This is a genomic window from Neobacillus phoenicis (assembly GCF_047302305.1).
In the GTDB taxonomy this organism is placed as follows: Bacteria; Bacillota; Bacilli; order Bacillales; family Cytobacillaceae; genus Neobacillus.
The window spans coordinates 3,404,010-3,430,251 of sequence record NZ_CP154847.1 but is presented as its reverse complement, the minus strand read 5'-3'; the positions used below and the strand labels follow the sequence as shown (position 1 = coordinate 3,430,251).

28 protein-coding genes and 1 pseudogene are annotated in these 26,242 nt (G+C 38.2%); 25 read left to right on the top strand and 4 right to left on the bottom strand.

Annotated elements, in window-relative coordinates; translation table 11 throughout:
* Positions 1 to 75: 75 nt before the first annotated feature.
* A complete protein-coding gene (locus tag AA0X95_RS17750) occupies positions 76 to 450 on the bottom strand; it encodes a hypothetical protein (protein WP_413300136.1) in 375 nt (124 codons plus the stop codon).
* Positions 451 to 579: 129 nt separating this feature from the next.
* Between AA0X95_RS17750 and AA0X95_RS17745 the strand changes: the two genes are divergently transcribed.
* From AA0X95_RS17745 to cysI, 13 genes are all read left to right on the top strand, one after another.
* On the top strand, positions 580 to 1,191 hold the full coding sequence (locus AA0X95_RS17745) for a TetR/AcrR family transcriptional regulator (protein ID WP_413300134.1): 612 nt from the start codon (positions 580 to 582) through the stop codon (positions 1,189 to 1,191).
* 321 nt (positions 1,192 to 1,512) lie between these two features.
* Positions 1,513 to 1,656, top strand: a complete 144-nt coding sequence (locus AA0X95_RS17740; RefSeq protein ID WP_413300132.1) for a YrzI family small protein — start codon at positions 1,513 to 1,515, stop codon at positions 1,654 to 1,656.
* Positions 1,657 to 1,710: 54 nt separating this feature from the next.
* The gene (locus AA0X95_RS17735) at positions 1,711 to 2,241 is read left to right on the top strand and encodes a hypothetical protein (RefSeq protein ID WP_413300130.1); all 531 of its coding nucleotides are present in this window, start codon (positions 1,711 to 1,713) and stop codon (positions 2,239 to 2,241) included.
* Positions 2,242 to 2,299: 58 nt separating this feature from the next.
* On the top strand, positions 2,300 to 2,485 hold the full coding sequence (locus AA0X95_RS17730; RefSeq protein WP_413300128.1) for a hypothetical protein: 186 nt from the start codon (positions 2,300 to 2,302) through the stop codon (positions 2,483 to 2,485).
* Positions 2,486 to 2,765: 280 nt separating this feature from the next.
* Positions 2,766 to 2,921, top strand: coding sequence for a YezD family protein (locus AA0X95_RS17725; RefSeq protein WP_308084189.1), 156 nt, complete (start codon positions 2,766 to 2,768; stop codon positions 2,919 to 2,921).
* A 119-nt stretch (positions 2,922 to 3,040) separates the two neighbouring features.
* A complete protein-coding gene (locus AA0X95_RS17720; protein ID WP_413300126.1) occupies positions 3,041 to 3,757 on the top strand; it encodes a phosphoadenylyl-sulfate reductase in 717 nt (238 codons plus the stop codon).
* Positions 3,758 to 3,771: 14 nt separating this feature from the next.
* Positions 3,772 to 4,839: an inorganic phosphate transporter gene (locus AA0X95_RS17715; RefSeq protein WP_413300124.1), complete on the top strand. Its 1,068-nt coding sequence runs from the start codon at positions 3,772 to 3,774 to the stop codon at positions 4,837 to 4,839.
* Between the two features lie 82 nt (positions 4,840 to 4,921).
* Positions 4,922 to 6,070, top strand: coding sequence for a sulfate adenylyltransferase (gene sat, locus AA0X95_RS17710; RefSeq protein WP_413300122.1), 1,149 nt, complete (start codon positions 4,922 to 4,924; stop codon positions 6,068 to 6,070).
* A 12-nt stretch (positions 6,071 to 6,082) separates the two neighbouring features.
* A complete protein-coding gene (cysC, locus tag AA0X95_RS17705; protein ID WP_413300120.1) occupies positions 6,083 to 6,682 on the top strand; it encodes an adenylyl-sulfate kinase in 600 nt (199 codons plus the stop codon).
* A 27-nt stretch (positions 6,683 to 6,709) separates the two neighbouring features.
* A complete protein-coding gene (gene cobA / locus AA0X95_RS17700) occupies positions 6,710 to 7,486 on the top strand; it encodes a uroporphyrinogen-III C-methyltransferase (RefSeq protein ID WP_413300118.1) in 777 nt (258 codons plus the stop codon).
* 325 nt (positions 7,487 to 7,811) lie between these two features.
* Entirely contained in the window at positions 7,812 to 8,537 is a 726-nt protein-coding gene (locus AA0X95_RS17695) for a sirohydrochlorin chelatase (RefSeq protein WP_413300116.1), read from the top strand.
* 162 nt (positions 8,538 to 8,699) lie between these two features.
* Positions 8,700 to 10,526, top strand: coding sequence for an assimilatory sulfite reductase (NADPH) flavoprotein subunit (locus tag AA0X95_RS17690; protein WP_413300114.1), 1,827 nt, complete (start codon positions 8,700 to 8,702; stop codon positions 10,524 to 10,526).
* A gap of 25 nt (positions 10,527 to 10,551) precedes the next feature.
* Positions 10,552 to 12,270 (top strand): assimilatory sulfite reductase (NADPH) hemoprotein subunit, encoded by a 1,719-nt coding sequence (gene cysI / locus AA0X95_RS17685; protein WP_413300112.1) that lies wholly within the window; start codon positions 10,552 to 10,554, stop codon positions 12,268 to 12,270.
* 633 nt (positions 12,271 to 12,903) lie between these two features.
* Here cysI and AA0X95_RS17680 read toward each other — a convergent pair.
* Positions 12,904 to 13,521, bottom strand: a complete 618-nt coding sequence (locus AA0X95_RS17680) for a TetR/AcrR family transcriptional regulator (protein ID WP_413300110.1) — start codon at positions 13,519 to 13,521, stop codon at positions 12,904 to 12,906.
* A 168-nt stretch (positions 13,522 to 13,689) separates the two neighbouring features.
* On the opposite strand from AA0X95_RS17680, the gene AA0X95_RS17675 reads away from it, so the two are divergent.
* Positions 13,690 to 14,889: a YhgE/Pip domain-containing protein gene (locus AA0X95_RS17675; protein ID WP_413300108.1), complete on the top strand. Its 1,200-nt coding sequence runs from the start codon at positions 13,690 to 13,692 to the stop codon at positions 14,887 to 14,889.
* A gap of 509 nt (positions 14,890 to 15,398) precedes the next feature.
* Here the strand turns inward: AA0X95_RS17675 and AA0X95_RS17670 are convergent.
* On the bottom strand, positions 15,399 to 15,941 hold the full coding sequence (locus tag AA0X95_RS17670; RefSeq protein WP_413310084.1) for a DUF3267 domain-containing protein: 543 nt from the start codon (positions 15,939 to 15,941) through the stop codon (positions 15,399 to 15,401).
* A gap of 482 nt (positions 15,942 to 16,423) precedes the next feature.
* Here AA0X95_RS17670 and AA0X95_RS17665 point away from each other — a divergent pair, with 482 nt between their 5' ends.
* On the top strand, positions 16,424 to 17,092 hold the full coding sequence (locus tag AA0X95_RS17665; protein ID WP_413300106.1) for a TerC family protein: 669 nt from the start codon (positions 16,424 to 16,426) through the stop codon (positions 17,090 to 17,092).
* A 65-nt stretch (positions 17,093 to 17,157) separates the two neighbouring features.
* Here the strand turns inward: AA0X95_RS17665 and AA0X95_RS17660 are convergent, their stop codons facing one another.
* On the bottom strand, positions 17,158 to 18,573 hold the full coding sequence (locus tag AA0X95_RS17660; protein ID WP_413300104.1) for a PQQ-dependent sugar dehydrogenase: 1,416 nt from the start codon (positions 18,571 to 18,573) through the stop codon (positions 17,158 to 17,160).
* 195 nt (positions 18,574 to 18,768) lie between these two features.
* Here AA0X95_RS17660 and AA0X95_RS17655 point away from each other — a divergent pair, with 195 nt between their 5' ends.
* The 10 genes and pseudogenes from AA0X95_RS17655 to AA0X95_RS17610 all read left to right on the top strand — a co-directional run bounded on the left by AA0X95_RS17655 (position 18,769) and on the right by AA0X95_RS17610 (position 26,218).
* Positions 18,769 to 19,158, top strand: a complete 390-nt coding sequence (locus AA0X95_RS17655; protein ID WP_413300102.1) for a cupredoxin domain-containing protein — start codon at positions 18,769 to 18,771, stop codon at positions 19,156 to 19,158.
* Between the two features lie 327 nt (positions 19,159 to 19,485).
* A pseudogene (locus tag AA0X95_RS17650) lies at positions 19,486 to 19,905 on the top strand (VOC family protein); the annotation flags it as partial.
* Positions 19,906 to 20,038: 133 nt separating this feature from the next.
* On the top strand, positions 20,039 to 20,470 hold the full coding sequence (locus tag AA0X95_RS17645) for a MarR family winged helix-turn-helix transcriptional regulator (protein ID WP_413300100.1): 432 nt from the start codon (positions 20,039 to 20,041) through the stop codon (positions 20,468 to 20,470).
* A 90-nt stretch (positions 20,471 to 20,560) separates the two neighbouring features.
* Positions 20,561 to 21,517, top strand: a complete 957-nt coding sequence (gene opuFA / locus AA0X95_RS17640; RefSeq protein WP_413300098.1) for an osmoprotectant update ABC transporter ATP-binding subunit OpuFA — start codon at positions 20,561 to 20,563, stop codon at positions 21,515 to 21,517.
* On the top strand, positions 21,510 to 23,036 hold the full coding sequence (gene opuFB / locus AA0X95_RS17635) for an osmoprotectant update ABC transporter permease/substrate-binding subunit OpuFB (RefSeq protein WP_413300096.1): 1,527 nt from the start codon (positions 21,510 to 21,512) through the stop codon (positions 23,034 to 23,036). The genes opuFA and opuFB overlap by 8 nt, the downstream gene beginning before the upstream one ends.
* Before the next feature lie 32 nt (positions 23,037 to 23,068).
* Positions 23,069 to 23,464 (top strand): zinc-binding dehydrogenase, encoded by a 396-nt coding sequence (locus AA0X95_RS17630; protein ID WP_413300094.1) that lies wholly within the window; start codon positions 23,069 to 23,071, stop codon positions 23,462 to 23,464.
* A 27-nt stretch (positions 23,465 to 23,491) separates the two neighbouring features.
* On the top strand, positions 23,492 to 24,325 hold the full coding sequence (locus AA0X95_RS17625) for a radical SAM protein (RefSeq protein ID WP_413300092.1): 834 nt from the start codon (positions 23,492 to 23,494) through the stop codon (positions 24,323 to 24,325).
* A 212-nt stretch (positions 24,326 to 24,537) separates the two neighbouring features.
* The gene (locus AA0X95_RS17620; RefSeq protein ID WP_413300090.1) at positions 24,538 to 25,182 is read left to right on the top strand and encodes an alpha/beta hydrolase; all 645 of its coding nucleotides are present in this window, start codon (positions 24,538 to 24,540) and stop codon (positions 25,180 to 25,182) included.
* Between the two features lie 53 nt (positions 25,183 to 25,235).
* Complete coding sequence (locus tag AA0X95_RS17615) at positions 25,236 to 26,006, top strand: 2-keto-4-pentenoate hydratase (protein WP_413300088.1); 771 nt, start codon at positions 25,236 to 25,238, stop codon at positions 26,004 to 26,006.
* A gap of 17 nt (positions 26,007 to 26,023) precedes the next feature.
* Entirely contained in the window at positions 26,024 to 26,218 is a 195-nt protein-coding gene (locus tag AA0X95_RS17610) for a 2-hydroxymuconate tautomerase (protein WP_413300086.1), read from the top strand.
* The last annotated feature ends 24 nt before the right edge of the window (positions 26,219 to 26,242 follow it).

The window sequence follows — 26,242 nt, the reverse complement described above, 5'->3', positions numbered from 1 at the left end:
TGCTGGTGCCATATTGATTGGCTATTTTCCAAAGGGTATCACCGGCTATGACTATATGTGTTTTGGCTGTTGCCGCTATTTCTGAATGATTAGCCGCTGACCAACCCAAATTTCACTGGTTGGCAGTTTATTGGCTTCCATTAACATTGCAATGGTAATTAAAACCGAAATGGTACCCTGTATCACAGTAGCAGCAGGAATTGTATAGCTCCATTTTAGTTCACCTGTTTGCCCATTTAATGAATGAATCACATTGTTATTGGCAATATAAATGGATAATTCATCAAAGTTAAGGTTATTACCACCAACATCTTTCTCCCATACAATGGACTTATTACCCCCTTCATCCTTAACTAAGTAGGTTCGGTCAGTTGTTGCTACTGCTATATTTCCATTAAAAATCACAAAATCAATAATAATTATTTTTCGCAGGTTGCCAATATGAAGCAAAACATATTTTATCTAGTAAAAAATATTATTTAGACTAAATAGTCTTTTTTTAATAGGTCCATCTATGTTTAAATTAAATTAAAGAAACTTGTAAATGTTTTAAACATTTTTTAGAACGGAGGTAAATTAATGCCGCCAATTGTTTCAGACTCACATAAAGAGAAGAAAAAAAAGGAGATCTTGGCAAGTGCTCTAGTTTGTTTTGCAAAGAAGGGTTTCCAAGTGGCAACCATCGACGATATTGTGGGGCATTCAGGTATAAGCAAAGGAGCAATTTATAACTATTTTAAAAGTAAAGATGAGATATACCTCGAATTAATGAATACAGACACTAAAGAAACGTATGAAAGTTTAGTGAAGGATCTTGGAACTTACAGTAGTGCGATTGAAAAAATCAATTTCTTATTTGACTGTTATATATGGGTTGACTTTTCTAATAAAGAAATTCAAGGGAAATTTATCGTTCATGATGAATTTAAACTCCATGCCTCAAGACACCCTGAATTAGCAGAAAAATTAACAGAACGTAGAAAACAGTATTTTGTCGACCTGATTTCTGAGATTATTAAAGAGGGACAAGAATCAGGAGAAATCAAGAAAGACCTTCAACCAGAAGTAATGGCAGACTTATTTTGGTCGATGATTAATGGAGTTACCATACAGTCCGTTTACACGGATTATCCTTTTAAACAAGTGTTAACCGAAATGAAACAAATGTTTTTAGAAAAAATAAAATCATAAACTTTGAAAAGACAAGAAACCATTCTTGTCTTTTCTTCGTCTAAAGCTATGGAATTCATCAGCCGTTTCTAAAATTCAGTAAAAATAATAATAAAAATATTTATAATTGCAGGCGCATTCAATTGACAAAAATTCAAAAGAGAAAATATAATGATATAAACTGACTGGTCGTTTTATAATATGCAACTAAAGACTGATAAACGAATGAGTCTAAGATTGTAGGAAACTTTCGTCTTACGGTTGATTAAATTTTTCCCAAGTTTTTCTATACTAAGGATATCAAATAAAACAATACTCTTTTAGAGTGAAGGAGTGATAGATATGACTATCAATATTTTATTCCTTTCGATAACCATAAAAAAACGGACGCTCAGTCTACAAGAAGCTTGTCATCAGGAAGAAGTTGAGAAACTCTACAACAAAAATAGAGATCAGCAAATATCCATGCATCGATTTTTTAGATAATTTATTTCAAAAAGGCTGTTTGAATAAACTATTTTATATTGAGGTGAGAATCAAATGAAAAAAAGACAAGAGATCTCTTCTGATAAGAAAAAATCCGTCAGCCTCAACCTAGAATGTTGGATGTGGGATTTAGTTGAAGAGGTAGAGTCCAATAGATCTAAGTTTTTTAGGGATTTACTCCTAGAAAAAATAAAATTGGAACTAATTAACGAGAAATTAATGACTGAAACAGATACCGTTTCTGAACTGTTAGGTGAGGTATACTTAAATATCATTCAATACAAGCGCAAATTAATGACAGCTACCACAGATCGAAAACCAATAAGAAGGTTAGGTATTAAGAATGGTTCGGAAGAGTTTAGTAAAAAAGCAATCAGTATTCACATGGAAAATTGGTTATGGGACATAGCAGCAAAAATAGCTCCGAATCGATCGGTTCTTTTTAAGGACTTACTTTTACAAAAAATGAAAAAGGACTTATTCACCGCGGGAATAGTAAATGAAAACGTGGCTGTTGGTCATGAACATGCGGATCAATTTGTTAAACTCACCGCCGCAAGAAAGATTAATAAGAAGGTTAGTTAATATAAATGTATAGTTCGTAAGGATTAACCAACACTACATTTTAAAGGATGGTGTTAATATGAACAAGGAAGAAAAGATGTTACCACAAGAACTCCATAACAAAGTGAAGGAAGGTACGTCTAGTAAGACGGCCAACAATGTAGAAGCAAACCTGGAAGATAATGATATTCAGGCAGAAAGCTCGATTATCGTTGGGAAAGGTGACCCAGATCTTTCTCCAGATGCAGGGAAAACATTGCTTTAATCACCTAGGTCCTTTTTCTCGTAAACAACAAAGGTAAAACTAGTCATAAAGACATTGATAATAAGCGTCCAAAACGGTGTAATGTCGGATTTTGGACGCTTATTTTTTTATTGTTTTTGACTTCAATTATAAGGTGTAAAAAGGTGCAAAAATTAATATACAAAAAATTAAATTTTTTCATTTACATAAAACCTATAGGTATGGTAGGATTAATTTCAATAAATTATTAAATTAGTAAATGAATAAAATCTTCCTGGATTGATAAAGGGGGGCGAACCAACTGAAAGAAAACGAAAAGGAAGAACTCTTCGCTCAGCTTGAGAAAATGCTCGAAACCTTACAATTTGGTTCAATTACACTAGTTGTCCAGGATGGCAAGATTGTGCAACTTGAAAAAATTGAAAAGGTTCGTATCCAATCGAATAAAAATCGCTGACTAGACAAACTAGAGGCGGTCTCCACTATTACTTACAAGGAGACCGCCTTTTTCTATTGAAAAAGGCGGAGCAAAAAATGATCACCTTATTTTTATGAATGAAAAGGAGGCCTGTAGAGATGACGACTACAGTAACTTATCAAAATTGGCGTGAACTATCAGATACATTTTTATATGAGGATGAAACCAAAGGAGCGCGTTCCGTTTTAGAATGGGCATACAGTAGCTATTCTGAACAAGAACTTGTGTATGCATCTAGCTTTGGGGCAGAAGCCATCGTGTTAATTGACTTAATCCAACAAATTAAGCCCGACGCCCATATTGTTTTTTTAGATACAGGTTTACACTTCCCGGAAACCTATGAAGTCATTGACAAGATAGAAGCACGATTTCCTAGCTTGAAAATTGAACGAAAACTTCCAAACCTTACGCTTGATGAACAAGCAGCACAGTATGGTTCAGCCTTATGGAAACGAGATCCCGGTCAATGCTGTAATATTCGTAAGGTCATTCCGTTACGAGAAACATTAACTGCGAAACAAGCTTGGATATCGGGGCTTCGCAGAGAGCAATCACCAACAAGAGCAAATACAGAGTTTATAAATAAGGACGACAAATTTCAAAATATCAAAATCTGCCCATTAATTCATTGGACCTGGGAGGAAGTTTGGAGCTACATCAAAGAAAAAGACTTGCCGTACAATACCCTGCATGATCATGGATATCCAAGTATCGGATGCTTTCCATGTACACAGCCAACTGGGACGGATGGAGATTCACGTGCTGGCCGCTGGGTTGGAAGCAGCAAGACTGAGTGTGGATTACACACGAAATAGGGAGGGCTTATCATTTGCTCACAATCATTGCCATTACAATCGGATTATTTTTCGCAATTAATATAGGGGCTAGCGGGGCTGCCGCTTCGATGGGAATTGCCTACGGAGCTGGAGTAGTTAAAAAGAGGCTAGCATTACTGCTTTGTGCCATTGCAGTGTTCTTTGGCGCATGGCTTGGCGGTGGTGAAGTGGTCAAAATGATTGGCAACGGAATTGTTCCAAATAGTACATTTACGGTTCCAATCGCCTTAATCGTTTTAGCATCAGCTGCCTTGTCATTGTTCTTGGCCAATATATTTGGCATTCCACTTTCGACAAGTGAAGTGGCCGTTGGTTCAGTGGTCGGTGCTGGGATTGTATATCAATCCGTATTCGTGAGTCATCTTGTCTGGATTATGTTGTTTTGGCTCCTGACACCATTTGCTGCCTTCCTTATCGCCATTATTGCTTCTTACGTGTTGAAAATTAAACAGCTGAAAAAATGGCTGGAAGCATCCAAAGCAGTCCCCGTTCTGTCTGTCCTTGTATTAATCATGGGTATGTTTGAGGCCTTTTCTGCAGGGATGAACAATGTGGCGAATGCGGTTGGACCGCTTGTAGGTGCCAACATCCTTTCAACAGGGGATGGTATTCTCTGGGGAGGCATCTTCGTTGCACTAGGCGCCTTGCTATTAGGCCATCGGGTTCTTGAAACAAACGGAAAAAAGATTACCACACTTAGACTGGAGGAAGGATGCGTTATCTCTGGTACAGGTGCAACAATTGTGACGATTGCATCAATGTTTGGAATACCCGTACCACTTACGCAAATCACGACCTCTTCCATTATTGGAATTGGCTTTGCGAAACACGGGAAAGCCGTGCTAAAAAAAGATATTGTGGTTCAACTGCTTACAGTCTGGATCGTTTCACCGGTATTATCAATGGTCCTTTCCTACACGTTGATTCAGTTAATTATTGAACATAATTTCTACCCAATTATCGCCATGGGCGGTGCGTTAATTTCTGTGTTTGGGGTCCTGTCATTAATGAAAAAACAGAAAACTACTATTCCCGTAAGACAAGAAGTTGCTAAAGACTAAGTATTTTCCATTAGAATCTTAGTTTAATATATATAAAATTGTAGCCGAAAAAACGGTTAACTAAAGAAAGGATTTGATTTTGTTGTCATTTTTACCAAAACCGCATGGAGGAAAACTAATCCAAGCATACAAGCCAAATTTAGATCTATCACTTATTGAAAAAGAACTAGAAATTGATGCTATTGCCTTGAGTGACCTCGAGTTAATAGGTGTTGGACTATTTAGCCCGCTTACTGGGTTCCTTGGAAAAGCAGATTATGAATCAGTCGTTTCGAGTATGCGCCTAGCTGACAATACGATTTGGTCTATTCCTGTAACACTACCTGTTTCCACTGAAACGGCAGCCACATTAAAGGCAGGCGAGGAAATTAAGTTGATTTTTAACAATGAGGTTTATGGAGTTATTAAGGTTTCTGAATGGTATGAACCGGACTTAGATAAAGAAGCACTAAAGGTATATAAAACACTTGAACTGGCTCACCCAGGTGTGAGACGCCTTTATGAAAGAGGTCCCGTTTATGTAGCAGGGGAAGTAACCCTCATTAAAAAACCAGAAAAGGGCGTCTTTACAGATGTATGGTTGGAGCCGAAAGAAACGCGTGCCTTATTTGAAGAAAAAGGCTGGAAAACAGTGGTCGGCTTCCAAACAAGAAATCCGATTCACCGCGCACATGAATACATCCAAAAGGCAGCATTAGAAACAGTAGATGGGCTTTTCGTTAATCCATTAGTTGGGGAAACAAAGTCAGATGACATCCCTGCAGACGTTCGATTAAAAAGTTATCGTGTCTTATTAGAAAACTATTACCCTACTGAACGAGTTCAGCTAGGAGTGTATCCGGCTGCGATGCGTTACGCAGGTCCACGTGAAGCCATTTTTCATGCGATTGCCCGTAAAAACTTCGGCTGCACACACTTCATCGTTGGACGCGATCACGCAGGTGTCGGCAATTATTATGGAACGTACGATGCACAGCTGATCTTTAGTGAATTTGAAGAAGGAGAACTTGGCATTAAACCATTGTTCTTTGAACATAGCTTTTATTGCAACAAATGTGAAGGTATGGCTTCAGATAAAACATGCCCACACAGCAACGAGGACCGTGTTATTCTTTCTGGAACAAAGGTGAGAGAAATGCTGCGAGCAGGAACACTTCCACCATCTACTTTCAGTCGTAAAGAAGTAGTAGAAGTGTTGATTGAAGGAATGAAAGAAACGACGACGGTCTAAGGAGGATGAACAATGACTAAAGCAACAAATATTACATGGCATACATCATCGATTTCAAAGCAAGAACGCCACTCGAAAAATGGTCATGGAAGCTGCGTACTTTGGTTTACGGGGCTGTCAGGCTCTGGGAAATCAACCATAGCGAATGCTGTTTCTAGTGAATTGTTTCGTCAAGCATTAAATGAGTATGTCCTGGACGGAGATAATATCCGCCATGGTTTAAATAAAGACTTAGGTTTTTCTGACCAGGATCGTACAGAAAATATTAGACGAATTGGGGAAGTGGCCAAACTGTTTGTCGATAGTGGTGCTATTGTGACTACAGCCTTTATTTCACCTTTCCGTTCTGACCGCGACCAGGTTCGAGCACTGTTTGAGGAAGGGGAGTTTATCGAGGTATTTATCGATTGCCCTCTGGAAGAATGCGAGCGACGAGATCCAAAGCAGCTATACGTAAAAGCACGCCGCGGTGAAATTAAAGATTTTACAGGAATTAACTCACCATATGAGGCGCCGGAATGTCCAGAGATAACGGTTAGGTCCGATCAATTAACGGTGGAAGAAGCGGTTAAACAAATATTTGAATATTTGCAGGATAAGAACATTATTTAACTGGGAATATAGAAAGGATGAGTAGCCGTGGTTGGTAAGGTGTATTTAGTGGGTGCGGGTCCAGGTGATCCAGAATTAATTACAGTAAAAGGATTAAGGTACCTGCAGCAAGCAGATGTCATCCTTTATGACCGGCTGGTAAATCCTGAACTTTTAAAGCATTCAAAAAAGGGAGCCCAACTGGTATACTGTGGTAAACTTCCACATTACCATACAATGAAGCAGGAAACGATAAACCATTTCTTAGTTAAATATGCAAAAAAGGGCCTTCAGGTCGTTCGATTAAAGGGAGGGGATCCCTTTGTGTTCGGCCGTGGGGGAGAAGAAGCCGAGGAATGCTTGAGGAATGAAGTTCCCTTTGAGGTAGTTCCAGGGATCACGGCAGGCATTGCCGCTTCAGCTTATGCAGGAATTCCTGTCACCCATCGTTTTTTGAGTAGAAGTTTTGCCTTTATTACAGGTCATCAAGCAGGGGACCTAGCGGCGGAGCACCAATGGTCACACTTAGCAAAAGGGGTTGATACCCTTTGTATCTATATGGGAGTTTCACATCTTTCTACGATTATTAATCAACTAATACAACACGGTAAACCGCTTCAGACACCTATCGCTCTGATCCAATGGGGAACATTAAGTGATCAAAAAACGGTTGTTGGAACGCTTGAAACGATTGAAGAACGGGTGAAGGTTGCAGGTGTTTCAAATCCGAGTATGATTGTAATTGGAGAGGTTGTTCGTCTTCATAAAGATCTAAATTGGTTCCATGAAGAAATAATGCCTAGTTTGCCAATACGGCATGGATAATCTTAGTCACGTAGAAGCAGTCTATGAGCCCGAACAGAGGAAAAGAAAGAGGAACCGGTCGCATAGAAGCAGCCTATGAGCCCGAATAGAGGAAAAGAAAGAGGAACCGGTCGCATATAAGAAGCCTATGAGCCCGAACAGAGGAAAATAAAGAGGACCGGGATGTAAAATAAGCTGAAATTAAGTATTCCTATTGGGCTTGTAGTAGTTTACAATAAATAATAGTAATCCTATTGGATTTAATGATTTGAATAAAATAAATGTTTAAAATAGTCTTGAGTTATTAAGTGGTCGAAGATTTCGATCCCCAAAAGAGAGGAATTCTATGAAAGCAATACTTTACATTGGTCATGGGACGCGTTCGAAAAAAGGAGCGGAGGAAGCGAAAGCTTTTATCCAAAGGGTAATAAAACGAGTGGATTTTCCGATTCAGGAAATCAGTTTTCTTGAACTGACCCATCCATTGATTAAGGAAGGCTTTCAGCTTTGTGTGGAAAGGGGAGCGACAGAAATTACTGTCATCCCTTTGTTCCTTTTAGCTGCAGGGCATATAAAACAGGATATTCCTCACGCACTTTCTTCATTGAAGGTCAAATATCCTCATATTGAGGTAGATGTGAAGGATCCGTTTGGTGTCCAGGGGACGATTCTAGATGGAATAGCAGAGCTGGTTCATTCTACGGCCGGGGACTTAGAACCGGAAGACCGAATATTGATTGTTGGAAGAGGTAGCAGTGATCCGGTTGTACACGAGGATTTTGCAAGAATCACTAGCGGAATCAGTGAGCGGCTAGGAATCAGACATGTGTTTGTATGTTACATGGCTGCTGCTGAGCCAAGGCTGCGTGAAGGGTTAGAGATGATATCAGAAGGTGCGGCTGGTCGAGTGCTGGTTGTCCCTTATTTATTATTCTCTGGACTGCTTACTGCTGAAGTGAATCAAGAGGTTCGAAAGCGGCAAAAGGAAGGGCAGCAAATCCTTCATACGGGCCCTTTAAGTGGTCATCCCGTGATTGAGGATATTGTTGTAAGAAGAGCATTAGGCAAATAATGTGTGCCCGTAGGACAATTAACAATAGTCCCCGGGCGCTATAAAAAACTTAAGAGTCAACAAACTGTGCAAATAAAAGTAGAAGATTCTTAGATAACTAATATAAAAGAATCATGATTGTACAAAAAATAAAAAGTTTATTCCTTAGTGAGGTGGATATCGTTGCAACTTCAGGTAATCAACAGTCCGTTTAATCAGGAGCAGGCAGAACTACTTAACCGCCTTTTGCCTACCTTAACTGACGCCCAAAAAGTTTGGCTGAGCGGCTATCTTGCTGCAACCCCATTTACTATTCTTGGAGCAGCCAACAATCAGGGGGCAGTCCTTCCTGTCCAAAGCAGTGATTCAAAAGCTGCAAAAGAAATTACCATCCTTTATGGTTCACAAACGGGCAATGCTAGGGGACTTGCAAAGAAGACGGGCAAAACATTAGAGGAAAAAGGGTTCAAAGTAACCGTCTCTTCTATGAATGATTTTAAAACAAATAATTTAAAGAAAGTCCAAAACCTTCTTATTATAGTAAGTACCCATGGGGAAGGGGAGCCACCGGATAGTGCACTCACATTCCATGAGTTTTTACACAGCAAAAGAGCACCAAAGCTGACGGATCTTCATTTCTCAGTGCTAGCACTTGGCGACAGCTCCTATGAATTCTTCTGTCAAACAGGAAAAGAATTCGATTCTCGTCTGGAAGAACTGGGCGGCACACGCCTGTATCCACGTTTCGACTGCGATGTGGATTATGATGAGCCAGCATCTGAGTGGCTCGAAGGAATCTTCGGCAGCTTAAATACTGAACTAGAAGGAATCACCCCTTTAAAAGAAAGTCCAGTAGCGGCTACAGTTCAATCTACTGAATCCTTGTATTCAAGAAGCAATCCATTTAAAGCCGAAGTACTTGACAATATCAATCTAAATGGACGGGGCTCCAATAAAGAAACACGTCACCTCGAAATATCACTCGAAGGCTCTGGGTTGACTTTTGAACCGGGTGACAGTCTAGGAATCTATCCAGAAAACGATCCAGCACTCGTTGAACAACTCCTTGCTGAATTGCCATGGAATGCGGAAGAAATAGTGATCGTTAACAAACAAGGGGACGCTCTATCCCTTAAAAAAGCGCTCACTTCTTATTTTGAGATTACCGTATTATCAAAACCGTTCCTTGAAAAAGTGGCAAAGCTTTCTAATAATGAGGAGCTACAAGAACTGCTTGTACAGGGTAATGAGGAAAAAATGAAAGCATACATTAGTGGACGTGACCTCCTAGACCTCGTTCGTGATTTTGGTCATTGGGGAGAATCGGCACAAGAATTTATTTCGGTACTTCGTAAAATACCTGCTCGTCTTTACTCGATTGCGAGCAGCATAGCAGCTAACCCGGATGAAGTCCATTTAACGATCGGTGCTGTACGCTATGATGCTCATGGTCGTGATAGAAAGGGAGTTTGCTCCATTTTAACAGCTGAACGCTTGCAACCTGGAGATTCACTGCCTGTATTTATACAGCAAAACGAGAACTTTAAGCTGCCAACAAACCCAGAAACACCAATTATCATGGTTGGACCTGGTACAGGAGTAGCACCATTCCGTTCGTTCATTCAGGAACGAGAAGAAACAGGTGCAGAAGGAAAATCATGGCTATTTTTCGGAGACCAGCATTTTGTAACAGATTTCCTTTACCAAACCGAATGGCAAAAGTGGTTAAAAGAAGGCGTACTGACTAAGTTAGATGTGGCGTTCTCACGTGATACAGATGAGAAAGTATATGTTCAACACCGTATGCTTGAGCAAAGCAAAGAACTATTTGAATGGCTACAAGAAGGAGCACACCTTTATATTTGCGGAGATGAGAAACACATGGCACATGACGTCCATCACACACTTCTTTCAGTTATTGAAAAAGAAGGCAATATGAGCCGTGAACAAGCAGAAGCCTATCTTGCCGAGATGCAGCAGCAAAAACGATACCAACGGGATGTATATTGATGGGATGGAAAGGAGTAATTTCAACATGGTGAAACAAATCTTAAAAGCGCCGGACGGTCCTCCAAGTGATGTTGAGGACATCAAAGAACGAAGCAACTATTTGCGTGGTACATTAAAAGAAGTCATGCTCGACAGAATCAGCGCCGGCATTCCTGAGGATGACAACCGACTCATGAAGCACCACGGCAGTTACCTTCAAGATGACCGCGATCTTCGCAATGAACGACAAAAACAAAAACTGGAACCAGCGTATCAGTTCATGCTGCGTGTTCGATTACCTGGTGGGGTGGCATCTTCATCCCAGTGGCTGGTCATGGATGACCTTGCTGACAAATACGGAAATGGCACACTGAAACTGACAACACGTGAGACGTTCCAAATGCACGGCATTTTAAAATGGAATATGAAAAAGACGATTCAAGAAATTCATGCGTCCCTTTTAGACACCATTGCTGCTTGTGGGGATGTCAATCGTAACGTCATGTGTGCCTCAAACCCATATCAGTCTGAGATTCATGCAGAAGTCTATGAATGGTCCAAGAAATTAAGTGATGACCTCTTGCCACGTACAAGAGCCTATCATGAAGTTTGGCTGGACGAAGAAAAAGTAGCCGGTACACCGGATGTGGAAGAAGTAGAACCAATGTATGGTCCGCTTTATTTACCACGGAAATTTAAAATTGGTATTGCGGTTCCTCCATCTAATGATATCGATGTCTTTTCACAAGACCTTGGATTCATTGCCATTGTGGAAGATGGCAAGCTAATTGGTTTCAACGTAGCGATTGGCGGCGGAATGGGTATGAGCCATGGTGATACAGCAACCTACCCGCAGCTTGCGAAGGTTATCGGCTTTTGTAAGCCAGACCAGTTGTATGAAGTTGCAGAAAAAACAATTACGATTCAACGTGATTACGGAAACCGTTCTTCACGAAAAAATGCACGCTTTAAATATACGGTTGATCGCTTAGGATTAGAGACAGTAAAGACAGAACTAGAAAATCGTCTCGGCTGGAAATTAGATGAAGCCAAACTCTATCATTTTGACCATAACGGCGATCGTTATGGCTGGGTAAAAGGCATACAAGGTAAATGGCATTTAACCTTATTTATCGAAGGTGGTCGTGTCGCAGATTTTGCGGACTATAAGCTAAAAACGGCACTTCGTGAAATTGCAAAAATCCATACAGGTGATTTCCATTTAACACCAAATCAAAACGTGATTATCGCAAATGTATCTAGTCAGAAAAAGAAACAAATCAATGCTCTAATTGAACAATACGGTTTGACGGATGGAAGCCACTTTTCAGCTCTCCGTCGCAATTCGATGGCATGTGTGGCGCTGCCAACCTGCGGATTGGCGATGGCAGAAGCAGAACGTTACTTACCTAAGCTAATTGATAAAATTGAGACCATTGTGGATGAAAACGGCCTACGTAACGAAGAAATCACCATTCGTATGACGGGCTGTCCAAACGGCTGTGCCCGACATGCACTTGGTGAAATTGGTTTCATTGGTAAAGCGCCAGGTAAATACAATATGTATCTAGGTGCAGCACATGACGGCAGCCGTCTAAGTAAAATGTATCGGGAAAATATCGGTGAGGAAGAAATCTTGAAGGAACTAAACGTGGTTCTTTCCCGCTATGCCAAAGAACGCAACGAAGGGGAGCACTTCGGAGATTTTACCATTCGTGCAGGGATCGTTAAGGCAACAACTGACGGAACGAATTTTCACGAATAAAAAGTTTCCTATCGCAAACATTAAATAGTTAATTAAAAGAGTGCCAAATTTAATTTCAAAGGAGTCCGTTTTCGGGTACCTTCTTAATTAAAAGACACAAGAATTGACGTATGAATGGGCATACGTCTTTTTCTTTATTTATCAGGATTCTACGAAATTTCATTAGCTTTGACATAGCAATTGACTCCATTATTATGATGGACTGCTGATTCCCGTATCAAGGATCTAAATGGTCCGCAATTATCGATGGGGATCCGGTTAAGTACCCAATTTGATAAATAGACGGAAAAATTCCGCTTAATTTGTAATTATTAATAAAAAAGAGCGTAAATAGACGGAGAAATTCCGCCTATTTACTCAAAAAATGCGAAAATGGGAGATTTTTCTTTGCATAAGCGGAAAAACTCCCCTTATTTTCCCCCGAAATGAGCTCCATTTTGCATTTAACCGGAAAAACTCCGCTTATTTTACTTTTGCTGGTTAATCGCTTAAGGATAAAAGGGAGTGTGTCCGTATCACAACTAAGTGAGGATTTATATAAATAAGGTTTTTGTATTTTCTAATAAAGAAACTTGCCAATTACTAAAGCGAGTTTTACTAACGGGGAAGAGGAATCCTGTTTCACTGGCGAAATTATTTTTTCACCCCCGCTGCAAAGAAGGGGCCATTAATGGTAATCGTGGATAGGATGCGAGCCATTTCTTGCGGAGATTCCTTCATGCCGCTATTCAACCATTGTTGAACCACTCCTAAATGTGCCGAGGATATGTAGGAAACTAAATATTGACCTGGTACAAGTAAATCTTCCTCTTTGATAAGTGCATTTGCATGGTTACCAAACAGGGTTTTCCACATAAACTCTTTCAGTCTGGTGATGAAAGATAAATCTCCCTTTGGACTTAACACCGCTTTCATAAACCCACTATTCTCATTTAGATATTCGAAAATGGAAACAGCGAACGCAAATGGTAGGATGGGCGAAGTATCAGTTCCAAGTTGGGCTACGATAACTGGCAAGTTCTTTTTTACAATGGCGGCCATTTCAGCCATTATTTCTTCCTGACATTTGACCATTAAATCAAATTTGTCCTGATAGTGAGTATAAAAAGTGCCCCTATTGATTTTTGCTCTAATCGTAATATCTTTCACGGTGATAGCATCAAAGCCCTTTTCTTCCATTAATTCTACTAATGCATTTCGAATCGCCTCTTTTGTACGAAGTACGCGCAAATCGATGTTACTAACTCTCAAAGTATATCCTCCTTCAAGTTATCCAACACATGGTCTAAAAGTGTTTCTTAACCGACATATTCACGTTTTTTGATTATTGAATAGGACGTGATCTACACATATAATCCAATTAAGTAAACAACACGTTGTTTATTATTATAACTCTAATTAAAGGAGGAAAACCATTCTATGTTAAAAAACAAACTAGTGTGGCTGTCCCCAATTATCGCATTGGCCGTAATTTTTATTTTTTCACTAACATTATTCCCGTCGGTCCAGCCTCAACCGAAAAATTTGCCGATTGCCATTGTGAATGAGGATCAGGGAGTGGAAATCCCTAATCAACCAAAATTGAATATGGGGCAAACCATTGTGGAGCAGATACAAAAATCATCCAAAACGGCTGAGGATCCTGTGGTTAAGTGGGTGGAAGTAAAGAGTAAAGCGGAGGTCCAAAAGGGATTAGATCAGCAGAAGTATTATGCGGCATTAGTGATCCCTGAAGATTTTAGCACGAAGCAAGCATCATTACGGATGCCAGCCCCTTCTTCACCTGAAGTGCAAATCTATATCAATCAGGGAATGAATACGGCGGCATCCACCATGGCGGGCCAGCTATTGAGCGGAGTAGTGGACAACTTGAACCAAACTGTTCGTACTCAATTAGTAAAAGGATTTGAAGCTCAAGGGACTACAATTACAGTGGAACAGGCTACTCATTTAGCAACGCCAATTACCAAGAAAGTGATAAATGTACACGAGATTGGAAAAAACAGTATGAATGGGAACGCGCCTGTTTCCTTATTCCAACCATTATGGATGGCAAGTATGGCTACTGCTGCAATCCTCTTTATTGCTGTCAGCAAAATGCCAATCATCACTCGAAGAGAACACCTCGCGATTAAGATTGGTCAAATTTTAATGGGAGCGTTTGTATCACTGGTTATTGGCTTTGGCTTTACTTGGATAGCAGATGGAATAGTAGGATTGAATATCCCTTATTTCATGGATACAGCCTTATTTTTAACCATTGCTTCCTTTAGTTTCATCTTAATGATTTCGGCTGTACTTTCACTTATTGGCTTTAAGGGGATTCCTATTTTTGTTTTATTACTTTTCTTCGGTGGGCCGTTATTAGCACTGGCACCTGAAATGATGTCCCCTTTTTACCGAGAGTGGATTTACTCTTGGATGCCTATGAGATTTATGGTGGAAGGTCTTCGAGAAATTTTCTTCTTTGGAAAAGGCTTAGCCTGGAGCTCACCAGTTTCTGGTCTAGTTTGGATTGGAACTGTAAGCATGTTTGTCATTCTAGGTACTGCTTCCGTAAAGCGTCATTCAGTAAAGAATCACGGGAAGGAAGTAAACGTTAAAGAGAAGCAATATTAAATTAGAATTCTTATTTCTATGAAAATTAGGAGACATTCCAGTAGCGGTTTTAAACGATAGGTTGTGTTAAAGGTCTATGTTGTTTAATAGACAATGTTGAATGGGGCGGAAAGTACGGAGACTCCTGTGGGGTACGGGGCAGGGGACCCCGCAGGAGGGTAGCGACCTTGAGGCTCCCCGGCTTGCCCGCGGAAAGCGAAGTGCATGGAGCGGAAATTAACAGGCACGTTTAACATAGCCAAACGATAAAAAGAAAGGTTTATTTAACTAAGTAGTTCCGATAATTTGGAGAAAACTTAAAATCGCAACCGAAATAACATATGAATAAGTAGCATAAATAGCAAGTGAATTAACAATACAATTAATACACAAAAAAGGTTGGGGATATCCCCAATCTTTTTGTCTTTATTATGTTGTTCAGTTGTAAAAAAAACGCCTGCTCGTATAATAATAGGTAACGGCTTTATAATTTGCTTTAACTTTAGTTCAAACGCCATATGAGTTACCTTTTAAAACGGTTTTATTCTGTAATAACCTCTGCAAAAAACTGTGTTCTTGGGTTTAATTGCAATTAGAAATGAATTAATGATATCCGAGGAAGAAATAAAAGTGTTGAGCCAACTTACAAACAATAGGATTAATTTGATATTTCCCAATACATAGAACGATATAATGACTGGCACAACTGACAATACAATAAAGGGCAAACTCATAAAGACCCAGAACCTAACTTTGGAGAGGATTGCATTTGTATTTAGCCAAAAAAATATACCGCTAAACGTTAGGCTAATATCACCTTTTTTGTTTATTACCAAAATGTGTAGACATTCGTGAATGATGAAGATAAGGATACCTATTATGATGAGTAAAGATATACTAATATTAGTAAATCCTGTAGTAAAGTAAGTTGGTATCAGAAAAATGATTATCTGAAGTAGGTATACAAACTTCATATAATGTTTTCGATACCAATTATTCTGTATGAAAGGAGTCCATTCTGTCAAATCCATACTTTTCTGTGGTAAATGTCTAAACCAAATTATCATAGGAATTCACCTCCGTCATTTAAACTATTCCATTCTAAAGCGGTGTCCCAATAAACTGTCCCGTTAGTCGAATAACTGAATTTTCGTATTCTTTAAGTTTATTTTACCATATAATGCAAAAAATCCTTGAGTACTCGTGAATAAGGCTAAAATTACATATCAAATTGCTAGCAAAATAGCAAAATAGCACCTTAATGTACACGATGACAATATCCATTGTCAAGGTGTTATTTGGGGTGCTACTCGCTATGATATTTTTGTGTTATTTTCTTATAAAACGTTGATACGTCAATGAAAATTTCTCTGTTATTTACTTTGCTAAAGGGGATGCTAATTCATATGCTGTTTACAATGTTTCACCACAAAAACTGAACTACTTATTATTTAACGAGGGCCTATTAAGAATTGCAAAATATCGCAGTTCTGGTCTTTTTTAAACCTCAAATTAATATAATGACTTAGTTAGCTTATCCAAGAGGTGAATATTTTTGGAGATTTTTGGTCTGTCTTCTGCGGTTCTTTTGGAGGTTATTTTAATCAATATTGTTTTAAGTGGGGATAACGCAGTTGTAATCGCAATGGCATCACGTAACGTTCCTAAGAAGCAACAAAAGAAAGCAATCTTTTGGGGAACATTTGGTGCTATTATTTTACGTTTACTATTTGCAATAGCAATTGTATACCTTCTTGGCTTACCTTACGTAACTTTTGTAGGTGGTCTTCTTCTAGTGTATATTGCCATAAAACTTTTACTAGATGATGATGAAGACTATCATAGAGAAGGAGGTTCTAGTTTAATTTCCGCTGTAAAAACAATTATTTTTGCTGATGCAATCATGTCCCTTGATAATGTCCTAGCTATTGCTGGTGCGGTTGAAGGTAATATAGCTGGTATAATTATTGGAGTTATAGTTAGCATACCTCTAGTTGTTTTTGGCAGCCATTTAATATTAAAAGCAATGGAAAAGTACCCATTAATCTCTTATGCTGGTGCTGGAATATTAGCTTGGACAGCAGGCGAAATGATGGTAGCAGAACCAAAATTCGAGTATTTTCTTCCACCTGATTTACATTTATTGATTCCAACTTCTATTACAGTTCTTGTCATTGGTTTGGGATATTTAACTAAGAAGATAAAAACAGCTAAAGAAAGTTAAGCAAAATTGAAATCGAATGTATCTATTTCAATTTTGCTTGATTACTAACATGGTAATTCTATCAATCATGGAACAATTTCAAATACAGTACCTTTGTTAAAATCAGTCACTTTCATAGAGTCATAAACCCCTAAATATAGTCTGGTTTGATCTATATTCGTTCCCAAACTAACATAATAAGCGGACTTAGACCCAAAATTATAATCGGTTTCAATCACACTAAAATCATTTAATTTACCATCTGTTCTTACCCTGCTATAAGCTAAAACCCCTCTAGCCGCAGTTTGAGGTTTTGCCTTTCTGACAACATCGGTAAACACAACACTTCCCGTTAATTCTGGGATTTCATTCCCCATAAATGCTTGCACTCCTGTAAGTGCCGTTCCTCCAAACTTATTGGGCCTTTCATCTTTATGAAAATAACTAGTTAGAGGCTGAATACGCTTCACTGAAGTTCCTATTGCTTCATTGTAATAAGCAACAGTTTTCTCATCCAAAGTCGGATTTGAAGAACAGCCCCCTATAATTGAGGTAGGAAAAGCACCTTCCCACCCTCGCCAGCCAAAGTTAATGAATCCTTCTTGGTCAAGCTCAGAGTTACTTAAAGAAGCTTGAACAAGCTGAGTGACTGGGATGGGTTTAAAATGAAGGAAAGAAAAAATCGATTCCACCAAATCTTGTCCAACCTGTCCTACATATTTCATATACTGATTATAAAACCTTTGATAAGAAATACCCGGGATATTGCGAACCCCTTTGGCCATTACCGTTAGGGTTGCCTGAATAGACACGGGAAGTTCATTAAAACGTGTGACAATGGGCGGGTCACCGATAAATGTAACCTTACTTACATCCATTTCAATGATTTTACCGGCAATCTCCATATCGTCTTGACTTAAATTAAATGGATCATAGCCTGATCCACCATCTCCGGTTGTTAAAACAAGTTTTCCTGTTTCAGGTGAAAAGTTTAAGCTATTGACACCGTTATGATTGAAAAATGGTCTTCTTAAGTTAAGTAATGTCCGTCGTCTTTGAGGTTGACCATTCGCTGGTAAAAACCATTCCTCCACTGTATCAATATGATCATATAGAGTTTCTCTATTTACCCACCTTAGGTTTAATGTATTGGGATCACACGGGTTAGGATTGAAAGGTTCAGGAAGGGCACCTGGACCTTGTGTTCCAGCAAGTGAATAGTGAAGATAAAACAAGCCGTTATAATAAAATTGGGGATGAAACGCCAGCCCAAGTAATCCCCGTTCATCATATCCACCACCAGGATCACCTAGCTTTATGATTCGCTGGCGAATATCTAAAAAAGTTCGTACAGCTCCGTTTCCTATGTAAAAGATTTCTCCTACTTGGGTTGCAACAAATAATCTTTCAATGGAATCACGGGGAAGAATAGTAGATTTCAAAACAGTGGGTAAGTTTATCTTACTTACAATGGGCCGTAAACTAACCTTAACTTTTTTCAAGTATCTGTACACCCCTTCTTATTGATTTCTTTTATAAGAATATGATTTGAACTGTTCTATTAGTCCTAATGAGGGGTGGGGAATCTGACAGAGCATTGCACCATTTTCCACACATTGTTATTATTTGAACTCATTATATTGTGATAATTTTTTATGAGTTGAAAAAAATAGTATCAAAGAAAGGAGGGATTGCGAATGTCTGTTATAAAGTGGTTACCTAGATTCTTCAGTTTGCTTGCAATGATTTTGGTTGTGACAACTGCAACCTCACTCCGTGTATTTGCTGAATCCGGAGTCGTAACACAGTCTTTTGGGTCAGTGAAAGCGATTGAGGTTAAGTTGTACGATGATGCCTTTAATCCGAAAGTCATTACTATTCCTACTGGAAGAACGACAACGTTGATATTGAAAAATGAAGGTAAGAAAGAGCATACCTTTACAGTAGAAAAGCTCAGTATTGACGCCGAAGTCCAGCCGGGAAAAGAAAAAACTATTACCGTGAATCCGAAAACTGCCGGTACATATGAACTGATCTGTCGTTACCATTTCCAAGAAGGAATGGTTGGAAAAGTAATAGTCGAATAACAAGCAGGGCCAATAGAGCCTTGCTTCTCTTATAGCCTTTTTTCGTTGTTCCACTAAATAAAATGTTATTGACAAAAAATTTTATAAGGATTATTATTATCTATTCAAGATAACTTAATTCGAGATTTTTTAAGAGGGAAACAAGCTTCGTATCACGGAATTTTTTGTTTTAGAAAACTTTCATTTTTTTTAATAAATTATCTCGGATTCGAGATAAAAAACGGGGGATTTTAAGATGATATATATTGGTTTATTTGTCTTTCGTTTGGTCCCGGTCGATATGTTTAAGATTCACATTTATTCTAAAATACAAAGAAATTGATGGGAGGTTCTTATCCTTCCCTTGATGGGGATTATCCAGATATATTGATTTATGTAACTGGTGAAGGCGGCAGCGGTGCGGAAGTTCATATTGAAACAAAACCCGAATTGCCAAGAGTACGCTTAGGTCTTCGAGGTGTTCACCATGTTGCCTTCCGTGTTCCGAATGAGGCAGAATATGATCAATGGGCAGAGCGTTTGAAGGAATACAGGTTACCGAATTCAGGGAAAGTGGAACACTATTACTTCAAGGCATTATATTTCAGGGAACCCAATGGTATCTTATTTGAATTATCAACAGATACTCCAGGAATTGCGACAGATGAACCAATGGAAACAATGGGGGAAAAACTAGCACTTCCACCATTTTTGGAACCAAATCGAAAAGAGATCGAAGAAAAATTACGACCATTGAACTTTAATTAATTCCTGCAAAGCGAACAGTTACAGTTGCAGAATGAATGGGTAAAAAAAGCGATCAATAATAAATAAATGAGTCAATAGGACATTTTCTATTGACTCGTTTATTCACTTGAAAATATATAGATGTCTATGTATAATGAAAAACATGATAAAATATGACACAGCATCCAAATTTGGAAAGATTAGAGACGCAGTAAACAATTTGATTTTGTCGGAGCTTGGCAAACACTGTGTGAATGGTATTGCCCCTTCTCATGGAGATATTTTAGTGTGCCTTTACGAAAAAAACGGTTTATCTGTGAAGGAACTGGCTGAAAAAATCCATCGCACGCAGCCTACAGTAACAGTTTTAATTGATAAGTTGCAAAAATTAGGTTATGTCGAGAGAATAAAGAGTTGGGAGGATAGTAGAGTAACGCTAATCAAACTAACGGAAAAGGGAGTCCATTTGGAACCAATTTTTCTCGAGATCTCAGATAAATTGAATACTGTCATTTATGGTGGTTTTTCGGACACTGAAAAAGAACAGTTGGAACATTTTTTAGAAAAAATACTAAATAGGTTTTAAATTTTTTTGGTATATTACATAGATATCTATGTAGTGGTAATTTTTATTAGTTAAAATAGGGTAAGCTATAATAAAAAAAGGAGAGGTAAAATGATTCGATTTGAACAAGTATCGAAACACTTCCCTAATGGAACCTTTGCCGTTAAATCTTTAGATTTCGAAATAAAGAAAGGCGAATTTTTTGTCTTGATTGGTCCCAGTGGTTCTGGTAAGACAACCACATTAAAAATGATTAATCGTCTCATCGAATTATCAAAAGGTTGGGTTTGGATTAATGGGAAGAAAATTAGTGACTATGATATCAATGAACTTCGCTGGAATATAGGGTATGTTCTGCAACAAATTGCTCTTTTTCCACATATGACAATTGCTGAAAATATTGCGATTGTTCCCGAACTAGTAAATTGGGACAAAGAAAAGATCGCTGCTCGTGCTGACGAATTGCTAGAAATGGTAGGTCTTAATCCAAAAGAATATCGAAATCGTAAACCTAGTGAACTTTCGGGCGGACAACAGCAACGAGTAGGCGTAATCAGAGCTTTAGCTGCGGATCCTGAAATTATCTTGATGGACGAACCGTTTAGTGCGCTTGATCCATTTAACCGGGAAAAATTGCAGGATGATTTGCTTGAAATTCAGCGAAAACTGAAAAAAACCATTGTGTTTGTCACTCATGACATGCAAGAAGCTTTGAAACTAGGGGATCGTATTTGTCTGATGAAAGATGGTGAAATCATTCAAATTGGCACTCCACAAGAATTTTTAACCAATCCTGTGAATGGTTTTGTGCGTGAATTTGTTGGCAGCCGTAAATTATCGATTAATTTGAATGAACTTATTACACCTATTCCAGCAGTAAACGGATATTTATCTGATACTAAAACCATTTCTTTATCAACTCCAGTAGATGAGGTATTAGAACATCTTACATCGTTTGAACAAATTACTGTAGAGGACAATGGAAAAGAAATCGGGATCATCCTCAGGCAAACTGCTCTAAAAGTAATGTCTCAATATTTGAGAGAAGGGGGGCAAATTCATGAGTAATTTGATAAGTGTCTTGTCAGATCGGAAATCTCAGCTCTTGAACGCTCTTTTGCAACATCTAGAAATATCGTTAATTGCCCTTTTTTTCTCATTAATTATTGCGATACCGCTAGGGATTTATTTAACACGAAAACAAAGAATAGCAGAATATATCATTGGCATTACTGGAGTGTTGCAAACTATTCCTTCTTTAGCTTTGTTAGGTCTTTTGATTCCACTTTTTGGAATAGGAACCGTCCCTGCTGTGATAGCGCTAATCTCTTATGCTCTCCTTCCTCTATTACGGAACACCTATACGGGAATTAAAGAGGTAGAACCATCATTATTGGAAGCTGCCAGTGCCATGGGAATGAACAGAAGAAAAAGACTATTAAAAGTCGAGCTTCCTTTAGCCATGCCTGTTATCATGGCTGGTATTCGAACGGCTACCATTTTTATAATAGGAACGGCCACGATTGCTTCCTTAATAGGAGCAGGTGGATTAGGGGATATTATTCTACTTGGAATATCCCGAAATGATTATTCACTTATTATTCTCGGAGCTGTGCCATCTGCCCTTTTAGCGATTATTTTTGATCTACTACTGCGAAGACTCGAAAGAACTTCCTTTAAAAAGATTATGGTTGCCTCAGGTGCTCTTGCACTGGTTACCGTTCTAATCATTGGTTCTATGGTTGGTCCGACCCTTCTTCAAAATGAGCAAAAGCCGATTGTGATTTCTGGTAAACTCGGCCCAGAGCCGGAAATCCTAGGCAATATGTATAAATTATTGATTGAAGAAAATACAAATTTGAAAGTGAAGCTTAGAACCGGATTAGGCGATACGACCTTTGTTTTTAATGCATTAATATCGAAGGATGTTGATATTTATCCTGAATTTTCTGGGACAGCGATTGCCAACTTACTAAAAGAGAACCCTGTAAGTACAAACAGTAAAGAAGTCTACAAACAAGCAAAAGAAGGCATGGCAAAAAAATATAACATGGCATTGTTATCTCCAATGAAATTTAATGACACCTATGCAATAGCGGTTTCAGAAGATTTTGCTAAAAAGTATAATCTGAAAAAGATTTCAGACCTCGTAAACGTAGAACAGTATGTTACAGCCGGCTTTGATCCGGAGTTTGCTGATATAGAAGATGGATATCCAGGTTTGTCACGGAAATATGGAATAAATTTTAAAATTGTTACCATGGATCCGTCCGTAAGGTATCATGCCATTCAAACAGGCAAAGTAAATCTTATGAATGCCTATTCAACGGATGGTGAACTGCAAAAATACCACCTGGTTGTTCTTGAAGATGATAAACATTTCTTCCCGCCGTATCAAGGATCACCTTTATTGCGGCAAGAAACAATAGATAAATATCCAGAAATTGTACCAGCATTGGACAAACTTGCCGGAAAGATTACCGACAGCCAAATGCAAAAAATGAACTATGAAGTTGGTGTTAAAGGAAAGAGCGCCGAAGATGTGGCAAGAGACTTCTTAACCCAGGAAGGTCTCCTGAAAAAGTAACGTATAATTTTGTGTTACTTGATGATGAAAGTTTGTCAGATCAACTTTTCTCCCTTTTTCCAAAAGGTGTAAATAAAGTTTTAGAACTAATTGGCACGATCACGGTTAAACATTCGCTGAAGTTACTTTCTGTGCATGGGATCTTATGTATGACCGGAATCTTAGGTGGAAAATGGGTGTTGGACAAATTTGAACCTATGATGGATATTCCTTCGGGTGCATATTTTACACAGTTTGACAGTGGGGTGAATTTTAAAGAGCAAATTCTCGTCGAACTATTTAACCATATTGAAAAACATCAAATTAACGTGCCAATTGCAAAAGTTTTCCTACTCACTGAAATCGATAAGGCGCATCTCCTGATGGAAAGCAATAAAGCTAATGGAAAAATTGTTGTAGTTAATTCCTATGAGTGCTCTAATTATTAGATAGACTTAAAGAGAGGTGCACTCCAAATGGGAATTAAAATGAAAGAAATGCTTGCAAAGAAAATTCTTACTGAAGCAAAAGGTTATTTGGATGTTGGCTTTACACACTCATTGAATCCTTATAGTGGTTGTGCGTTTGCTTGCAGGTACTGCTATGTAAGAGAAATGCCAATTCAAAGATTCAAAGAAATCCCTTGGGGAGAATGGTTGGACATTAAAACAAACGCGGCAGAAAATTACCGCAAAGAAATTATGAAACTACGGAAGAAAAAAAATCCCTTGAACATTTTTATGTCTTCCGCAACTGATCCTTACCAACCAATTGAACGTAAAACAGAAATTACAAGAGGGATAGTAGAAGAAATGATTGAAAATCCTCCTGATTTTATTCAAATCCAAACACGAGGACCACTGATTACAAGAGATATTGACTTGTTATTAAAATTAAAAGAAAAATGCGATGTCCTTGTATCCATGACTCTTGAAACAGACAGGGAAGATATTAAGCAAATATTTGCTCCATATGCACCCGGAATTAAATTACGGATAAAAGCCCTAAAAGAAGTTCATGATGCAGGGATATCAACTCAAGCTTCTATTTCACCAGTTTTACCATTTACCCCTGACTTTCCAAAAGCATTGGATGGAATCGTGGACCATATTTGGATTGATACCTTATCTATTGGAGATGGTGCAATGGGCAAACGTTCAGAGAGATTAGGAATGCCAAAATTATTTGAAGAACATGGACAATCAAGGTGGTATGAAAAAAATCTACATTTAAAGGTGGAAAAATATTTTAATAAATATTTTTCTAGTGAAATGATACGAGTTTCTAAAAATGATGCTTTCCTAAGATAGCGATCTCTATAAATTAAGGTTTTTTTCAACGATATAATTTTAGAGCCGATATCCATATGTATCACCTCAAATAGTTTTTTAATAGTAAACTTTATTCTATATTAACGAAAAATCCGTTGACATTACATATTTGCATTTGGTATTTTATAAGAAACAAAAATTCATATAAGAAAACTTTATCGAATTATGTTATATACTAGGAGGTTTTGAAAATGGAAACCGAAATGAAATATGAACTTCGCCGTCCTAAGAATATGATTCCTGGGAAAAAGTATCCCGCATTGTTTGTTATGCATGGTATAGGTAGCAATGAACAAAATATGTTGTCACTTGTTAATGGTCTAGAGGATTCTTTCTTTATTTTTAGTATAAGGGGACATTTGACTCAAGGACCGGGATTTGCCTACTTTACAATCCAAGGCTATGGAAAACCACATCGAGAAGTATTCGATGACGGAATCAAAAAGCTCGCTAAATTTATTGAATATGCATCAATAAACTATGAAATAGATCCACATCAATTATATTTGTTGGGCTTTAGCCAAGGAGCTATTGTTTCAATGACATTAGCACTCACCCTTGGAAACAAAATTAAGGGTGTAGTGGCACTAAGTGGTTATATTCCTCAATTTGTAAAGGAAGAATACATCACAAACCCAGGCAAGCATTTATCAGTGTTTATATCACACGGGGAATTTGATCAGGTCCTGCCATATGAGTGGGGGAAAGAAAATGTCGATTATTTTACTGAGCTTGGGATTCCCGTGACTTTTAAATCTTATCTGGAAGGACACACTGTATCCGAAAAAAATCTTCAGGATTTTAAATCTTGGATTTTAAATGATTTACAAAGATAGTTTATTTGGATAATGTCATTGAATTTATTAAAAAAAAAATGGAGAATGTGAACATGAATTTAAATGTCATATCTAATGAAATTTACAATCACCAAAAAAGTGCTGTAGAAATGGATAAAATCTCAACACGGTATCCCTCTATTACCATTGAGGATGCTTATAAAATTCAAGAAACCAACATGAAAAAAGAATTACAAGATGGCGATCAATTTGTTGGCTGGAAAATGGGGCTAACCAGTTTCGCAAAGCAACAATCCGTAGGGGTTAATCAACCCATTTACGGAAGATTGCTTAAGTCAATGGAGATGTCCAATAAGGAACTTTCTTTGGAAGGTTTGATTCACCCACGAGTGGAACCGGAATTTGCTTTCTTAATTAATAAAAAACTGGAAGGAAATAATGTCACTGAGCAAGATGTTTGGCAGGCTACTGAAGGGATCATGACTGCAATAGAGGTCATTGACAGTCGGTATAAAGATTTTTCATTTAACCTCATTGATGTAATTGCAGATAATGCTTCCAGTGCGAAATTTTTCCTTTCGGAACAAATATATGAACCAAATAAGTTTCAATGGGAAAAAGCGAAGGTTCGAATGATGTTAAATGGTAAAATAATTCAATTAGGAAAAGGTTCAGACGTTATGGGAGACCCTGTTCGTTCGGTGGTTGAATTGGTCAAAATGTTACATTCCTCTGGGCTTTGTATTGAACCTGGGATGATTGTCCTAACCGGTGGAATAACGGAAGCCATTCATGTTTTTAGTGGGGATTCCATTGAGGTTGAATTTGTTGAGTTGGATAAAATTGATTTTACTGTTCTTTAAAAATTGGGAGGTTTAAAATGCCAATTGTTCAAGTACACTTGCTTGAGGGTAGATCAAAAGAATTAAAACAGCAGTTGATTTCAGAGATTACTGCAGCAGTTAGCCGGACGTTAGGTAATTCACCTGAAACAATCAGAGTATTACTACATGACATTCCACCTGAAAATTGGGGTGTAGCTGGTTTGCCCATGAGTAATAGAGGGGATAATTAATTTTTATTATATATCTCAAATTAA

Bases quoted from the DNA above. Each gene is read 5' to 3' on its own strand.
- AA0X95_RS17745 (WP_413300134.1), top strand. From the start codon at position 580: ATGCCGCCAATTGTTTCAGACTCACATAAAGAGAAGAAAAAAAAGGAG.
- AA0X95_RS17740 (WP_413300132.1), top strand. From the start codon at position 1,513: ATGACTATCAATATTTTATTCCTTTCGATAACCATAAAAAAACGGACG.
- AA0X95_RS17735 (WP_413300130.1), top strand. From the start codon at position 1,711: ATGAAAAAAAGACAAGAGATCTCTTCTGATAAGAAAAAATCCGTCAGC.
- AA0X95_RS17730 (WP_413300128.1), top strand. From the start codon at position 2,300: ATGAACAAGGAAGAAAAGATGTTACCACAAGAACTCCATAACAAAGTG.
- AA0X95_RS17720 (WP_413300126.1), top strand. From the start codon at position 3,041: ATGACGACTACAGTAACTTATCAAAATTGGCGTGAACTATCAGATACA.
- cysC (WP_413300120.1), top strand. From the start codon at position 6,083: ATGACTAAAGCAACAAATATTACATGGCATACATCATCGATTTCAAAG.
- AA0X95_RS17695 (WP_413300116.1), top strand. From the start codon at position 7,812: ATGAAAGCAATACTTTACATTGGTCATGGGACGCGTTCGAAAAAAGGA.
- cysI (WP_413300112.1), top strand. From the start codon at position 10,552: ATGGTGAAACAAATCTTAAAAGCGCCGGACGGTCCTCCAAGTGATGTT.
- AA0X95_RS17675 (WP_413300108.1), top strand. From the start codon at position 13,690: ATGTTAAAAAACAAACTAGTGTGGCTGTCCCCAATTATCGCATTGGCC.
- AA0X95_RS17655 (WP_413300102.1), top strand. From the start codon at position 18,769: ATGTCTGTTATAAAGTGGTTACCTAGATTCTTCAGTTTGCTTGCAATG.
- AA0X95_RS17645 (WP_413300100.1), top strand. From the start codon at position 20,039: ATGAAAAACATGATAAAATATGACACAGCATCCAAATTTGGAAAGATT.
- opuFA (WP_413300098.1), top strand. From the start codon at position 20,561: ATGATTCGATTTGAACAAGTATCGAAACACTTCCCTAATGGAACCTTT.
- opuFB (WP_413300096.1), top strand. From the start codon at position 21,510: ATGAGTAATTTGATAAGTGTCTTGTCAGATCGGAAATCTCAGCTCTTG.
- AA0X95_RS17625 (WP_413300092.1), top strand. From the start codon at position 23,492: ATGGGAATTAAAATGAAAGAAATGCTTGCAAAGAAAATTCTTACTGAA.
- AA0X95_RS17620 (WP_413300090.1), top strand. From the start codon at position 24,538: ATGGAAACCGAAATGAAATATGAACTTCGCCGTCCTAAGAATATGATT.
- AA0X95_RS17615 (WP_413300088.1), top strand. From the start codon at position 25,236: ATGAATTTAAATGTCATATCTAATGAAATTTACAATCACCAAAAAAGT.
- AA0X95_RS17610 (WP_413300086.1), top strand. From the start codon at position 26,024: ATGCCAATTGTTCAAGTACACTTGCTTGAGGGTAGATCAAAAGAATTA.